We start from the raw sequence: 13,915 nt of genomic DNA, 5'->3' as shown, positions 1-13,915 counted from the left end.
TGGTGGCGGCTGGTGCGGCAGCAGGAGCTGCAGCAGCTGCGGTCGGCTCGTTGGCGCGGCCGGCGATCGCCTCGCTGAGCTGGTACACCGCCATCGCGTAGTGCTTGGAGATGTTGTAGCGGGTGATCGCGTAGAAGTTGCGGAAGCCGAACCAGTATTCCTGGCCGTCCACGCCATCGAGCATCACCACCGTGGCGGTCTGCCCGGCCGGCACCGTGGTCAGCGGGCGGAATCCGCGCGCGGCCAGGTCGGCCATCGAGTAGACCGGGTCGAGGTTTTCCGGATCGATCGGCCTGGCATCGGCGGCGACATTGGCGCGCACCGTGACCGGGCCGCCGCGCACCCAGCCGCCCTTCTTGGCGAAGTAGTTGGCGATCGAGGCGAAGACGTCGTCGAGGTCGTTGAACAGGTCGCGCTTGCCGTCACCGTCGCCATCGACGGCGAATTCGCGGTAGCTCGACGGCATGAACTGGCCCCAGCCCATCGCGCCGGCGTAGCTGCCGTTGAGCGCGGTGATGTCGAAGCCGGTTTCCTTGCCGAGCGCGAACAGCTGGCCAAGCTCGCCGCGGAAGAACGCCTCGCGGCGATTCTCGCGATCGGCCTTGGCCGGGTCGCCGGTCCGCGGATAGGCGAACGCCAGCGTGTACAGCGCATCGAGCACCGGATAGCTGCCGGTGTTCTTGCCGAAGTTGGTTTCCACGCCAATGATCGACACGATCACTTCGGCCGGCACCCCGAACTTCGCCTGGGCGCGATCGAGTTCGGCGCGGTGCTCGGCGAGGAAGGCGCGGCCGCCGTCGATGCGTCCCTGGGTGATGAAGATCGGCCGGTAGTCGCGCCACGGCTTGGCTTCGGCCGGCTTGGACATCGCCGCGATGATGCTGTCGCGGATTTCGGCGCGGTCGAGCACCGATTCGATGTAGGCCGGGTCGATGCCGTACCGGGCCGCGGTGTCGCGCACGAACGCGGCCCGCGCTTCCGGCAGCGCCTTGCGCTCGTGCGGCTCGGGCAGCGCAGGCGTACCCGGGACCGAGGTCGCCGGGGCAGCGGGTTTGGCGGGAGTTTGTTGGGGAGCTGGCGCCGAAGCTTGGGTGGCGCAGCCGGCCAACGCGAACAGGAGCGCGCTGATCGCGGCGCTACGGAGAGTGTGGCGTCGGGTCATCGCCGCGAGGGTAGCACGCGGTCAACAAGGTCAAAACCGCGTGTTCAGGGGAGGCTGAACCGGTAGTCAGGTTCATTCTGGCTGAACAGGTGGGAGCGCGAGGGCCTGCCCTCACCGCCCTGCGGGTACCTTCTCCCGCTTGCGGGAGAAGGGAGCACGCCAGGCCGGGGTCAGCGCGCGTACACCGGCCGGTGCGCCCGCACCGCCATCACCACGCCCAGGCCCGCCAGCAGCGAGACCGCCGAGGTGCCGCCATAGCTCAGCAGCGGCATCGGCACGCCGACCACCGGCAGCAGGCCCGAGATCATGCCGCCGTTGACGATCACATAGACGCAGAACGCCAGGCCGAGCGCGCCGGCGATCAGGCGCGAATAACCGTCTCGGGCCTCGGCGGCGATCCACAGGCAGCGGCCGATCACGAACAGGTACAGCGCCAGCACCGTCGCCACGCCGACCCAGCCGAACTCCTCGCTGAGCACGGCGAAGATGAAGTCGGTGGTGTGCTCGGGCAGGTAGTTCAGGTGCGACTGCGAGCCCTGCCCCCAGCCCTTGCCGGTGAGGCCGCCGGCGCCAATCGCGATCTTCGACTGGATGATGTTCCAGCCGGTGCCGAGCGGGTCGGATTCGGGATTGAGGAACGTCAGGATGCGGTCCTGCTGGTACGGCCGCAGCAGCCAGAACCAGGCCACCGGCGCGATGGCCGCGACCGCGCCGAAGGCCATGCCGAACCACCACCACGGCAGCCCGGCCAGGTACAGCGCGAACGCACCGCTCACGGCGACCAGCATCGCCGTGCCGAAGTCGGGCTGCAGCAGGATGAGGCCGGTGGGCACCGCGATCAGCAGGCCGGCAACGAGCACCGTGCGGAACCGGGGCGGCAGCGACTGCCGGTCCAGGTACCAGGCGACCATCATCGGCAGGGTCAGCTTGAGCAGTTCGGCCGGCTGTACGTAGACCACGCCGAGGTTGATCCAGTGGCGGCCGTGCTTGCCGGTGCCGATCAGCAGCACCAGCAGCAGCGGCAGCAGCGACAGGCCGAATGCGATCGGCGTCCAGTTGCGCAACTGGTTCGGCGGAATGCGCGAGAGCACCCACATCATCCCCAGGCCGGCGACGAAGAAGACGCCCTGGCGCACGACCAGGCCGACGGCGTGGTCGGCGGCGCTGTAGAGCACGGCCAGGCCGATCACCATCAGCGCCAGCACGGCGCCGAGCAGGGGCAGGTCGAAGGTGCGCATGAAGCGCACGAGCAGGTCGAACAGCCAGCGCAGGATCTGTCTCATCGGGTAGGACCTGCAACTTCGATCACGGCGTCTTCTTCAAGCGGAGGCGCGGCCAACGGCTGCGCCGGACGCACCGACTTCGGATCGCTCGGCGCCGGCTCGGGCATCTTGCCCAGCAGCCAGGCGTCGAAGATCTTGCGCGCGATCGGCGCGGCGGTACTGCCGCCGAAGCCGCCGTGCTCGACCGAGATCGCCACCACTATCGTCGGGTTGTCGGCCGGCGCGTAGCCGACGAACAGCGCCTGGTGGCGCAGGTTGTACGGCAGCGAATGCGGGTCGAAGCTGATGTTGCCCTTGCGGCTGATCTTCTGCGCGGTGCCGGTCTTGCCGGCCATCATGTACGGCGCGCCGATCGCCATCGCCCGACCGGTGCCGCCCGGGCCGTGGATGGTGCCGATCATGCCTTCCTGCACTGCGCGCAGGTTGCCGGCGTTGTCGGTGATGCGCGTCGGCGCCGGCTGCTGCAGCGGCGTCCACGGTGCGAGATAGCCGTCGCGGCGATCGGCGACGATGTGCGGGCGCACCAGGTTGCCGCCGTTGGCAATGGCGGCGGTGCCACGGGCCAGCTGCAGCACGGTCGCCACCCAGTAGCCCTGGCCGATGCCGGCATTGACGGTCTCGCCGGCGTACCACGGCTCCTTGCTGCGTTTGCGCTTCCAATCCGGCGACGGCACCACGCCGGCCTTCTCGCCGAGCAGGTCGATGCCGGTCGGTTCGCCGAATCCATACTTGCGCATGTACTGGTCGAAGCGCTCGATGCCCATGTCGTAGGCGAGCTTGTAGTAATAGAAGTTCACCGACGCCGAGATCGACTTGCGCAGGTCGGTCCAGCCGGCGCCGCCGTGGGCGTCGCGCCAGCCGCGGCGCTGGCCGGGGATGTAGAAGGTGCCGGTCGAGAAGAACTTGTCCTCGGGCCGGCGCAGGCCGCTGTCGAGACCTGCCAGGCCGATCAGCGGCTTCACCGTCGAACCCGGCGGGCCGCCGCCGAGCACGTTGCGGTTGAACATCGGCCGCGACGGGTTGTCCATCAGCGCGCGGTAGTCGACGTTGGAGATGCCGTTGACGAACAGGTTGGGGTCGTAGCCCGGCAGGCTGACCATGCCCAGCACTTCGCCGGTGCGCGGATCGAGTGCCACGGCCGAGCCGTCCATGTCGCCGAAGGCGGTGACCATCGCCTGTTGAAGATCCAGGTCGATGCTCAGGCGCAGGTCGGCGCCGGGCGTGGCCGGGACGTGGCCGACCTGGCGCATCGGCCGGCCATCGACGTTGGTCTCGATCTGCTCGTAGCCGACCTTGCCGCGCAGCGCTTCCTCGTAATAGCGCTCCAGGCCGGTCTTGCCGATGTGGGTCAGCGAGGCGCCGCCTTCACCGAGCGCCTTGAGGTCGTCGGTATCAATGCGGGCGACGTAGCCGATCACGTGCGAGAACAGGTCGCCGTACGGGTAGCGGCGATTGAGGTACGACACCAGGTCGACGCCGGGATAGCGCCAGCGGTCGACGGCGAAGCGCGCGGCTTCTTCTTCGCTCACGCGCAGCTTCAGCGTGATCGGCTTGAAGCCGCGGGTGGCGCGGCGCTCGTCCTCGAAGCGGGTGATGTCCTCGGGCGTCAGCGCGATGACCTTGGCCAGCTCCGGCAACCAGGTCTCGGTCTTGCCGGCTTCGAACGGCGTCACTTCGATGCGGTAGGCCGGGACGTTGTCGGCCAGCACCCTGCCCTTGCGGTCGAGGATCAGCCCGCGTCCCGGCACCACCGGCCGCAACTTGATGCGGTTGGCCTCCGAGCGCGTGGCGTAGTCGGCGTGCTGCCAGACCTGCAGGCGGAAATACCACAGCCCGAGCCCGGCCAGCGCCAGCAGCACGCAGCTGAATGCGATGGCGGAGCGCAGGCGGAACTGGTTGGCTTCGGCTGCGGCGTTCTTGAGGACGCGACGACGCGGACCCATCGTCAACGCCCCCGCCAGCGGCCCAGTCGCAGCGAGTCCAGGCCCACGAACAGCAACGGCCACAGCAACATGCCGGCCAGCGGCGCCAGCCAGTACGAGGCCGGCAGGGTCGGTTCGCCAACGGCGAAATGGATGGCCGAGGTGACGATGCGGTCGTTGAGCAGCAGGCCGCCGATCGCCAGCGCCTGTTGCGACATCGGGAAGAAGCGCAGCCGCGCGCGGAAGCGCTGCAGGATGTAGGCCATCACCACCAGCCGCAGCGCCTGCTCGCCGAACAGACCGCCGTAGACCAGGTCACCGGCCAGGCCGATCAGGAACGCCACGCCCAGGCCGATGTGGTCGGGGTCCTCGATCACCCAGTACGCCAGCACCAGCGCCAGCCAGTACGGCCGCAGCGGCTGCAGTGTCGGCGGCAGCGGCAGCAGGCCCAGGATCAGCGCCACGACCAGGCTCAGCGGCAACACCCATTGCGGACGGACGCGCGTCATCATCGGCGCGGCTCCGTCTGGGCGGGCTGCGGCCTGGCGGGCGTGACCGGCTTCGGTTTCGCGGGTGTCGTTGCGGGTGTTGCCGTCGCAGGCGGCGCGGAGGTGGTGCCTTGTCCGATGGCGATCGTCGCCGCCGGCGCGGTCCCTGCCGGCGCGGTCGTCGCCGGCGAAGTGGTGGCATTGAAGGCGGTGGCGCCCGGCAGCGGGCTCGGCCGGTTGAGCAGCACCAGCACTTCGCGGCCACGGTCGAGCTGGGCGGCCGGCGTGACTTCGCCGATCAGGAAGGCGCGGCTGTCGTCCGGGCGCAGCGAGGCGATGGTGCCGACCGGGAAGCCCGGCGCGAAACGCCCGCCCAGGCCCGAGGTCACCAGCACGTCGCCGACCTTGATGTCGCTCGACAGCGGTACGCTCGGCACCCGCAACAGGTCGCTTCGGCCCTCGCCATAGACCACCAGGCGCACGCCATTGCGCGCCACCGCCACCGGGACGGCGTGGGAGGGGTCGGTCAGCAACAGCACGTTGGCGTACATCGGCGTGACCGCGATGATCTGGCCGAGCAGGCCGCCGGCGTCGATCACGCTCTGCCCGACTTGGACGCCATCGCGGCTGCCGGCATCGAGGACGAGGCGCTGGCGGGTCGGGTCGAGGTCGATGTCGAGCACCGGCGACAGCACCACGTCGAGCTTGCCGCGCTCGGCGGCATCGAGCAGGCCGCGCAAGCGGGCATTGTCGGCGGCCAGCGTCTGCAGGCGCGCCATTCGCGCCTGGTTGAGCATCAGGTCGTTGCGCAGGCGGCGGTTTTCGGCGGTGAGCTGGGTCAGCGTGCCGGCATCGTCACTGATGCGCTCCACCACCTGCCCCGGCCAGCCGGCGACCATCCACAGCGGCTGCACCATCAGCGTGACCTGGCGCCGCGCCTGGTTCAGCCAGCCGCCGCGATGGTCGAGCATGATCAGCATCACCGCCAGCGCCAGGTAGGCCAGCAACTTCAACGTACCGGCGACATCGCCCGTGCGGGCTGCGGTAGGAGGACCGGCGTAGGAAGGCACGAGGGCGTCGAGGGTTTCGAGGGCGGGAATGGAAAGCGGGAGTCGGGAGTATGAAGCGGGAACGACGCGCAGGCACAGGCGTCTGGTGAACGAACGGGCGGAACGGGTTCACCGTCACCATCCACGTTCCACGGCGCCCATCGCTTCGCAGCCCCCGGACGCCCTTCGTTCCCTGTTCCCCTTTCCCCGTTCCCGCCTTTACGCAGTTACTCCGGCGCGAAAAACTCATTGCCGTGCATGTCGACCAGCTCCAGCGCGCGGCCACCACCGCGGGCGACACAGGTCAGCGGGTCGTCGGCGACCTGCACGTGCAGGCCCGTCTCCTCGCTGATCAGGCGGTCCAGGTCGCGCAGCAGGGCACCGCCACCGGTGAGCACGATGCCGCGCTCGGCGACGTCGGCGCACAGTTCCGGCGGGGTCTGCTCCAGCGCCAGCTTGATCGCCGAGACGATGCCGGCCAGCGGCTCGCGCAACGCCTCGAGGACCTCGTTGGAGTTGATCGTGATCATCTTCGGCACGCCCTCGGCGAGGTTGCGGCCGGAGACCTCGATCGAATTTGCCTTGGTCTGCGGGTAGGCGCAGCCGATCTCGATCTTGATGCGCTCGGAGGTCGCTTCGCCGATCAGCGTGCCGTAGGTGCGGCGCACGTAGCTGATGATCGACTCGTCGAAACGGTCGCCGCCGATGCGGACCGAGGCCGAGTAGACGATGCCGTTCAGGGCGATGACTGCGACTTCGGTGGTGCCGCCGCCGATGTCGACGACCATCGAGCCGCGTGCCTCGGTGACCGGCATGCCGGCGCCGATCGCGGCCGCCATGGGCTCTTCGATCAGGTAGACCTCACGGGCGCCGGCTTCTTCGGCCGACTCCTTGATGGCGCGGCGCTCGACCTGGGTCGAGCCGCAGGGCACGCACACCAGCACGCGCGGGCTCGGGCGCAGGAAGCGCGACTTGTGCACCTTGCGGATGAAATGTTTGAGCATTTCCTCGGTGTAGGTGAAGTCGGCGATGACGCCGTCCTTCATCGGGCGGATCGTGGTGATGTGGCCCGGGGTGCGCCCGAGCATCATCTTGGCTTCGCTGCCCACCGCCGCGACGGTGCGGTTGCCGCCGATCAGGCGGTCTTGGCGGACAGCGACGACCGATGGTTCGTTCAGGACGATTCCCTGGCCGCGGACATAGATGAGGGTGTTGGCCGTGCCCAGGTCGATGGACAGGTCGTTGGAAAACATGCCGCGAAACTTCTTGAACATCGAGGGATAGGCCGTCAAATGGGGGCGCGAGGGGTTCGCTAGCCTAGCAACCGCCCCCCCTGCGAGCAAGGAAAAAACCTGCAAATCCCGGCACTTCGTGCCGCCGAGGGTCACCCCGGGGGTTGCGGCCCCATTGCGACCCCATTGCGACCCCATTGCGACCCCATTGCGGCCTCACCGCGACCCCGTCGCGACCCGACTTCCGCCGCGAAGGGCGCCCGGAAGCGCGGCCCCGGGTGGCAACGGCCGCGGCCGCTGGCCGCCGGAGCCCCCCTCGGCTACCCTAGCGCCCGCGCGGCGCTCGGGCCGCTTTTTTTCTTTTGGGGTATCAACGATGTCTGCGCTGATCTGCGGCTCTCTGGCCTACGACACCATCATGGTGTTTCCCGACCAGTTCAAGAACCACATCCTGCCGGACAAGGTTCACATCCTGAACGTGTCGTTCCTGGTGCCGCGCATGCGCCGCGAGTTCGGCGGCTGCGCCGGCAACATTGCCTACAACCTCAAGCTGCTCGGCGGCGATCCGATCCCGATGGCGACCGTCGGCCAGGATTTCGCGCCGTACCGCGAGCACTTCGAGCAGCAGGGCATCAACCTGTCGCAGGTGAAGGAGATCGAGGAGCTGTTCACGCCGCAGGCCTTCATCACCACCGACCACGACAACAACCAGATCACCGCGTTCCATCCGGGCGCGATGATGCGCAGCTACGAGAACCACGTGCGCGACGTGAAGGGTGTCACGTTCGGCATCGTCAGCCCCGACGGTCGCGAAGGCATGCTGCAGAACGCCACCGAGTTCGCCGAGCTGGGCATCCCCTTCATCTTCGATCCGGGCCAGGCGATGCCGCTGTTCAACGGCGAAGAGCTGCGCCACTTCATCGAGCAGTCCGACTACGTCACGGTCAACGACTACGAGTCGAACCTGCTGCAGGAACGCACCGGCTGGAGCGAGAACGACATCGTCAAGCGCGTGAAGGCATACATCACCACGCGCGGCCCGCACGGCTCGCAGATCCACACGCCGGAAAAGACCTATGACATCCCGCCGGCGCACGAGCGCCGCGTGACCGACCCGACCGGCTGCGGCGATGCATTCCGCGCCGGCCTGATCTTCGGCATCGAGAAGGGTTACGACTGGCTCACCATCGGCCGCATGGGCAACCTGATGGGCGCGCTCAAGGTCGAACACCCGGGCACGCAGAACCAGCGCTTCGACTACGACGAGTTCAACGAACAGTTCAAGCAGCAGTTCGGCTACTCGCTGTAAGGGTCACATCATGTGCGCAAGCCACAGCAGTTCGGGCGCCGCCAGGCGTTCGAACTCCTTGTAGGGCATGCGCACCACTTCGGTGTGGTTGCCGGCGTTGAACGCGACTTCATCCTGGTGCGCCAGGCGCGAGTCGACATATACCGGCATGCCATAGAGGTGGCCGAACGGCGGCATCGCGCCGGGCTCGCAGTCGGGGAACGCGCCGCGGAACTCGGCTTCCTCGGCCAGCTCGACCGTCGCGCCGCCAAGGGCGAGCCCGAGCCGATAGAGATCGACCCGGTAAGTCGATGGCATCACCACCATCGCCATGCGGCCGTCGGCCTTGATCATCACCGACTTGGCGAAATGCACCGGTTCGATGTGGGCGATCGAGGCGGTGTCGTGCGCGGTGATCGTGCGCGGGTGGTTCAACGTGGTGTAGGGCGCTTGTCCCTGATCGAGCAGGTTGTGCAGGCGTGGAGAGAGCATGGCGACCTCCGCCTGGCTCGGCTGCGCTCCAGTCACGGCCGTGCCGCTGGGTGGACCGGCGCGCACATCCGGCCGCGCGCCGCCTCAGCAAGACCACCGGTCCTGCATGAACTGGACTTTACTCCATGCCTGTAACGATCTCGTAAGCGTGGCCGATGCCGGAAGCGAGCTGCGCGTCGCATCCGCACAGCCGATCAGGCGTCAGGCATGGCCCACAGCGTGTCGACCTCAGTTCCACTTCGGCAGTTTCGGGGGGTCCAGCCCGCCTACCTCGAACACGGCCGTGCGCGTTCCGCCGGCCTTGACCGGGAACTCGATGGCGATGGTCTTGGCCGCCTTCACGGTCTTCCACAGCGCGCGCTCGTCCTCGATGAACATCGCGATCGCCTGGTCGGTTTTCGGCCGGCTCGCCGCCACCGGCTTCGGCGCGGCATCGTCGACCTTCAGTTTCACCTTGCAGCCGCCGTAGCAGTCGAAGTCGCCGGCCTCCAGCACCAGGTAGCTGCTGCGCCCCCAATCGGGGTGGTCGCGGAAGATCAGCTGCACCGGCCGCGCGCCGCTGCCGTCGGTGTCGACGTAGTCCTTGCCGTAGATCGACGCCGACAGCTGCTCGCCGCCCTTCACCGACTGCGTCTGATAGGTCCACAGCGCGGCCAGGCGCCGCTGCTCGCGCGCATGCGTCGCCTTGTCCCTGACCTCCTGGTGGCGCTCCTCGATGCGTGCGGCGGCCGCGCTGTCCGGGTACTTGGCCATCAGTACGTCGCCGTGGGCGCGCGCCAGCTCCCAGTTCTGCTTGCCGTACTCGGCCTCGAACGCGTCGGCCATGGCATCGGCCTCGTGTTCGCGCGCGGCCGCCTGCTGCGCTTCGGCCACCTTCGGATCCTGCGCGGGTCCGCAGGCGGCCACGGCCATGGCCGCGGCGAGGATCGCCGGGCCGGTCAGTCTGCGCATGCCACTCATGGTCCCTGCCCTCGTTCAATCAGCATCTCGATCGCCTGCGCGACCATGTCGGGTTGCTCGACCAATGACATATGGCCGCAGTTATCGAGCAGTACGCGGTTGGCGTGCGGAATCTGCTGCGCGTACAGCGCCAGCGCACTGGAGTCGATCACCGCATCCTGACGGCACCACAGCAGCAGCGCCGGCTGGCGGATGTCGGCGGCGGCCTGGCCGGGCAGGAAGCTTTCGTCGCTGCGACCGATGCGCGTGAGCACCTGCTGCTCGAACGCGGCGTCGCTGCGGCGGCGGTTGATGTAGATGCGGTCGGTCGGCCACGGAATCCACGGCCGCGCGTCGGGGTCGTGGAACACGGTATCGAGATAGCGCTTGAGCGAGGCTTCGTCCTCGACGCCGAACGGGTTCTGCCCCGCCAGCACGCGCGCGCCGAAGCGGTTGTCGGCAAAGCGCACGCCCGCGGCGTCGATCAGGCCGACGCGCGCGACCTCCTGCGGATGGCGGGCGGCGACGAGTGCGGCGATGCCACCACCCATCGAATGACCGAGCAACACGACGCCGCGCGGATCGGCGGCGACCTGCCTGATGAAATGGTCGACGCGCTCGCTCTGGGCGAGGAAGCCATAGTCGGCGCCGGGAACGCGCTGGCTCTCGCCCCAGCCCGGCAGGTCCGGAATCAGCAGGCGGTAGTGTCCGCGCAGACGCCGCGCCACCGGGTACCAGTTTTCCTTGCTGCCGGTGAAGCCGTGCAGCATCACCAGCGTCGGCGCGTCCTTCGGGGCATCGTCGCTGTAGGCGTAGACCCAGAGATGATCGTCGACCTGGACGCTTTGCCGCGACAGGCCCGCGGCCAGGCGCTGACGCGCGAAGTCGGCGCGAACCACCGTGTAGGGATCGCGCCACAGTGCAACGGCGGCAATCGCGGCGACGAGCACCAGCGATGCGAGCAGGACAATGGTGAGGGTGCGCGGCCTGCGTGGTGGCACGTGTGGTCCTCGATGCTTCCCCAACCCTCCCCTGCATGCAGGGGAGGGAGCAGAGCGATTACTGCTTGGCCGAAGCCGACTGCGCCTTGGCGATCGCCGCCTCCACCGATTCGGTGGTGATCGGGTGGTAGCCCGGGCGCGCCTTGGCGAAGGTGTCCTGGGCCAGCTTCAGGCCCGCAGGCGTCTTCACCAGCTCGTTGTAGGTCGGCATGATCAGCTTGCGGCGGCCGATGCGCTCCAGGAACGCAGCGATGGCGTCATTGGCCTGCGCGTAGCCGCTGCGCACGGCAAGCGGATACCAGCGCTGCGCAATCTCGCCGTTCGGCGTGCCGGTGAAGTGGTAGCTGGCGTCTAGCGCGGCCAGCTGTTCCGGCTTGAGCGTGGGCGGCATGCCGTCGAGGAAGTGCTCCCACTCCTGCGTGCTCCACTTCGCGGTCGCGTCTTTTGCCGGCAGCGTGCCGGCGTCGAGCCATGCCTTGCGCGCGGCATCGACGGCGTCGAAGCGCGGCGACACGGTCTTGGGTGCATCGGCCGGCACGCCCGGCTGGTAGATCCACTCGTCGAGCTCGGCCTCGCTGACCTTGCCCGGGTACTTGGCGAGCAGGTTGGCCTTGGCGTATTCGATGAACGTGGTGGTCGGGATGCTCTGGAAGGCGAAGTGGTCGAAGTAGCCCTTCAGGAACGGATCGAATGCCTCGCGGCCGTAACGCTCCTCGAGGAACTGCAGGAACCACGCGCCCTTGGTGTACACGGTCGAACTGCTGGAGTCATCGGGATTGCTCACCGTGCCCGGGCGCTGTGCCAGCACCTGCAGCTTCGGATCGATCTCCTTGTACTCGGCGGCGAGCTCGTTGCGCGCGATCACCTTCTCCATGTCGGCGGCCGGCTTGCCGTACAGATCCTCGACGATGCGGTTCTCGACGTAGCTGGTGAAGCCTTCGTTGAGCCAGCTGTCCTTGGGCGTGGAGAACGTCACCAGGTTGCCCGACCAGCTGTGCGCCAGCTCATGCGCGACCAGCGACACCAGCGACTTGTCGCCGACGATCACGGTCGGCGTGGCGAAGGTCATGCGCGGGTTTTCCATGCCGCCATACGGGAACGACGGCGGCAGCACGAGGATGTCGTAACGCTCCCAGCGGTACGGCCCGTACAGGCGCTCGGCCGTCTGCATCATCTTCTCGGTGTCGTCGAATTCCTTCGCCGCCTTCTTCACCATCGCCGGTTCCGCCCACACGCCGGCACGGCCGCTGATCGGCTGGAACACCAGGTCGCCGGCGGCGATCGCCAGCAGGTACGACGGGATCTTCTGCGGCATGGTGAAGGTGTAGTCGCCATCACGCGCCGCCTTCGGGTCGTTGTCGGCGCTCATCAGCACCATCGCGTCCTTGGGCGAGGTCACGTGCGCGGTGTAGGTGAAGCGCACCTGCGGCGTGTCCTGCAGCGGCACCCACGAACGCGCGTGGATCTGCTGCGACTGGCTGAACATGAAGGGCGTCTTCTTGCCCTCGGTCATCGCCGGCGTCAGCCACTGCAGGCCGGAGGCGTTGGGCGAGGTGTGATAGGTGACGCGGATGCGCTTGTTGCGCGAGGGCGATTCGATCACCAGCTTGCTGCCGAGGATCTTGTCCTTGTCGCCGACCTTCCAGGTCAGGTCGTCCCACTTGCCGTCGGCGCGCTCGCCGACGATCTTCTCGATGGCGATGTCGCGCGTGTCGAGGACCAGCTGCGTCGCCTTCGGGTCGGTCCAGTCCAGCGTGTAGGTCGCGCTGCCGCCGAGTTCCTTCTTGTCGAAGTCGACCTGCAGCATCAGGGCGAGGTCGTCGATGCGTACCTTGGACGGCTCGGAATAGGAGAACTCGTCGACGACGGCAGCGGTCTTCTGGTCGGATGCGGCCACTGCGGCGGCCTCCCTGGAAGCAGTGGCGGCCGGCGGCGCGGCATCGCGCGAGCAACCGGCGGCAAGGGCGGCAACGAGGCAGAGGGACAGGATCGAATAACGCATGAGGGCCACGGCGGACAGGGTGATCGGCCGAGTTTAGCGCCTCGCCGGACCGGAGGCACGGCTGGATTGCGGCCCGTTCTGGGGGCCGTCAGCCACCCCTCACCGTCATCCGGCGAACGCCGGGGTCCATCTTGATTGCACGCTTCGATGGCCCCGATCAGCGGCAACGTCGCTGGGTTCCCGCCGTCGCGGGAATGACGGGGCTGATGGGTTGTGGCCTGATCCCCGGTATTCACCGGGACGACGGGTCAGACCTTGTAGCCGGTGTGGATCGCGACGATGCCGCCCGAGAGGTTGCGGTAGTCGCAGCGCGCGAATCCGGCGTCGACCATCATCGCCTTCAGCTGATCCTGCGGCGGATGCTTGCGGATGCTCTCGGCCAGGTACTGGTAGCTGTCGGAATCGTTGGCGAACAGCTTGCCCAGCTGCGGGAGCACCTTGAACGAATGGAAGTCGTAGATCGGCTTGAACCAGTCGGCCTTCACTTCCGAGAACTCCAGCACGCGCGCCTGGCCGCCAACCTTCAGGACGCGCTGCATCTCCCGCAGCGCCGCGTCCTTGTCGGTGACGTTGCGCAGGCCGAAGGCGATCGTGACCAGGTCGAAGGTAGCGTCCGGGAACGGCAACTTCTCGGCATTCATCTGCACGTATTCGAAGCCGGCGACCTTGCCCATGTCGGTCATGCGGTCGCGGCCGACGCGCAGCATCTCGCCGTTGATGTCGCCCAGCACGATGCTGCCGGCATCGCCGACGCGGTCGCGCAGCAGCAGGGCGATGTCGCCGGTGCCGCCGGCCAGGTCGAGCACGCGGTCGCCGCGCTTGACCTGGGCGGTGCCGACGAAATAGCGCTTCCACACGCGGTGCACGCCCAGCGACATAAGGTCGTTCATCAGGTCGTACTTGCTGGCGACCGAGGAGAACACCTGGCCGACCAGCTTCTGCTTCTCGCCGGTGGGAACGTCGCGGAAGCCGAAGTGGGTGGTGCCGGGCTTGTCGCCGGGCTTTTCTGGGCTGGAATGGCTCATCTGGCGATTATCGCATCAACGTGCAATTCCGG

At 67.9% G+C, this 13,915-nt stretch carries 11 protein-coding genes and 1 pseudogene; 1 reads left to right on the top strand and 11 read right to left on the bottom strand.

Annotation, left to right across the window (positions count from 1 at the left end; genetic code table 11):
- Positions 1-43 precede the first annotated feature (43 nt).
- The 6 genes and pseudogenes from mltB to AC1DER_RS11365 all read right to left on the bottom strand — a co-directional run.
- Positions 44-1,162 (bottom strand): annotated as a pseudogene (mltB, locus tag AC1DER_RS11390) (lytic murein transglycosylase B); the annotation flags it as partial.
- Positions 1,163-1,332: 170 nt separating this feature from the next.
- Positions 1,333-2,445, bottom strand: a complete 1,113-nt coding sequence (gene rodA / locus AC1DER_RS11385; RefSeq protein ID WP_477243747.1) for a rod shape-determining protein RodA — start codon at positions 2,443-2,445, stop codon at positions 1,333-1,335.
- Complete coding sequence (mrdA, locus tag AC1DER_RS11380; RefSeq protein ID WP_477243749.1) at positions 2,442-4,388, bottom strand: penicillin-binding protein 2; 1,947 nt, start codon at positions 4,386-4,388, stop codon at positions 2,442-2,444. Before mrdA ends, rodA begins: the two co-directional genes overlap by 4 nt.
- A 2-nt stretch (positions 4,389-4,390) precedes the next feature.
- Positions 4,391-4,876 (bottom strand): rod shape-determining protein MreD, encoded by a 486-nt coding sequence (mreD, locus tag AC1DER_RS11375; RefSeq protein WP_441815831.1) that lies wholly within the window; start codon positions 4,874-4,876, stop codon positions 4,391-4,393.
- On the bottom strand, positions 4,876-5,925 hold the full coding sequence (gene mreC / locus AC1DER_RS11370; protein ID WP_477243751.1) for a rod shape-determining protein MreC: 1,050 nt from the start codon (positions 5,923-5,925) through the stop codon (positions 4,876-4,878). The genes mreD and mreC overlap by 1 nt, the downstream gene beginning before the upstream one ends.
- Positions 5,926-6,131: 206 nt before the next feature.
- Complete coding sequence (locus AC1DER_RS11365; RefSeq protein ID WP_441815279.1) at positions 6,132-7,178, bottom strand: rod shape-determining protein; 1,047 nt, start codon at positions 7,176-7,178, stop codon at positions 6,132-6,134.
- 334 nt (positions 7,179-7,512) lie between these two features.
- On the opposite strand from AC1DER_RS11365, the gene AC1DER_RS11360 reads away from it, so the two are divergent.
- Positions 7,513-8,445 (top strand): carbohydrate kinase family protein, encoded by a 933-nt coding sequence (locus AC1DER_RS11360; protein ID WP_441815280.1) that lies wholly within the window; start codon positions 7,513-7,515, stop codon positions 8,443-8,445.
- Positions 8,446-8,448: 3 nt separating this feature from the next.
- Here the strand turns inward: AC1DER_RS11360 and AC1DER_RS11355 are convergent, their stop codons facing one another.
- The 5 genes from AC1DER_RS11355 to ubiE form a co-directional block, all read right to left on the bottom strand.
- On the bottom strand, positions 8,449-8,916 hold the full coding sequence (locus AC1DER_RS11355; RefSeq protein WP_441815281.1) for an aminoacyl-tRNA deacylase: 468 nt from the start codon (positions 8,914-8,916) through the stop codon (positions 8,449-8,451).
- A gap of 228 nt (positions 8,917-9,144) precedes the next feature.
- On the bottom strand, positions 9,145-9,867 hold the full coding sequence (locus AC1DER_RS11350; protein ID WP_477243756.1) for a hypothetical protein: 723 nt from the start codon (positions 9,865-9,867) through the stop codon (positions 9,145-9,147).
- A 5-nt stretch (positions 9,868-9,872) separates the two neighbouring features.
- Positions 9,873-10,856, bottom strand: coding sequence for an alpha/beta fold hydrolase (locus AC1DER_RS11345; protein ID WP_477243758.1), 984 nt, complete (start codon positions 10,854-10,856; stop codon positions 9,873-9,875).
- A 58-nt stretch (positions 10,857-10,914) separates the two neighbouring features.
- A complete protein-coding gene (locus AC1DER_RS11340) occupies positions 10,915-12,858 on the bottom strand; it encodes a M1 family metallopeptidase (protein WP_477243771.1) in 1,944 nt (647 codons plus the stop codon).
- 248 nt (positions 12,859-13,106) lie between these two features.
- Positions 13,107-13,883: a bifunctional demethylmenaquinone methyltransferase/2-methoxy-6-polyprenyl-1,4-benzoquinol methylase UbiE gene (gene ubiE / locus AC1DER_RS11335; protein ID WP_441815285.1), complete on the bottom strand. Its 777-nt coding sequence runs from the start codon at positions 13,881-13,883 to the stop codon at positions 13,107-13,109.
- Positions 13,884-13,915: the final 32 nt, after the last annotated feature.

This window comes from Lysobacter sp. 05T417 (assembly GCF_056396405.1).
Note: the sequence above shows the minus strand (reverse complement) of the source record. Positions and strands in the feature narration are given on the sequence as shown.

Excerpts from the sequence above, each read along its gene's own strand:
- rodA (WP_477243747.1), bottom strand. The coding sequence starts at position 2,445 with ATGAGACAGATCCTGCGCTGGCTGTTCGACCTGCTCGTGCGCTTCATG.
- mrdA (WP_477243749.1), bottom strand. The coding sequence starts at position 4,388 with ATGGGTCCGCGTCGTCGCGTCCTCAAGAACGCCGCAGCCGAAGCCAAC.
- mreD (WP_441815831.1), bottom strand. The coding sequence starts at position 4,876 with ATGACGCGCGTCCGTCCGCAATGGGTGTTGCCGCTGAGCCTGGTCGTG.
- AC1DER_RS11365 (WP_441815279.1), bottom strand. The coding sequence starts at position 7,178 with ATGTTCAAGAAGTTTCGCGGCATGTTTTCCAACGACCTGTCCATCGAC.
- AC1DER_RS11360 (WP_441815280.1), top strand. The coding sequence starts at position 7,513 with ATGTCTGCGCTGATCTGCGGCTCTCTGGCCTACGACACCATCATGGTG.
- AC1DER_RS11355 (WP_441815281.1), bottom strand. The coding sequence starts at position 8,916 with ATGCTCTCTCCACGCCTGCACAACCTGCTCGATCAGGGACAAGCGCCC.
- AC1DER_RS11350 (WP_477243756.1), bottom strand. The coding sequence starts at position 9,867 with ATGCGCAGACTGACCGGCCCGGCGATCCTCGCCGCGGCCATGGCCGTG.
- AC1DER_RS11340 (WP_477243771.1), bottom strand. The coding sequence starts at position 12,858 with ATGCGTTATTCGATCCTGTCCCTCTGCCTCGTTGCCGCCCTTGCCGCC.
- ubiE (WP_441815285.1), bottom strand. The coding sequence starts at position 13,883 with ATGAGCCATTCCAGCCCAGAAAAGCCCGGCGACAAGCCCGGCACCACC.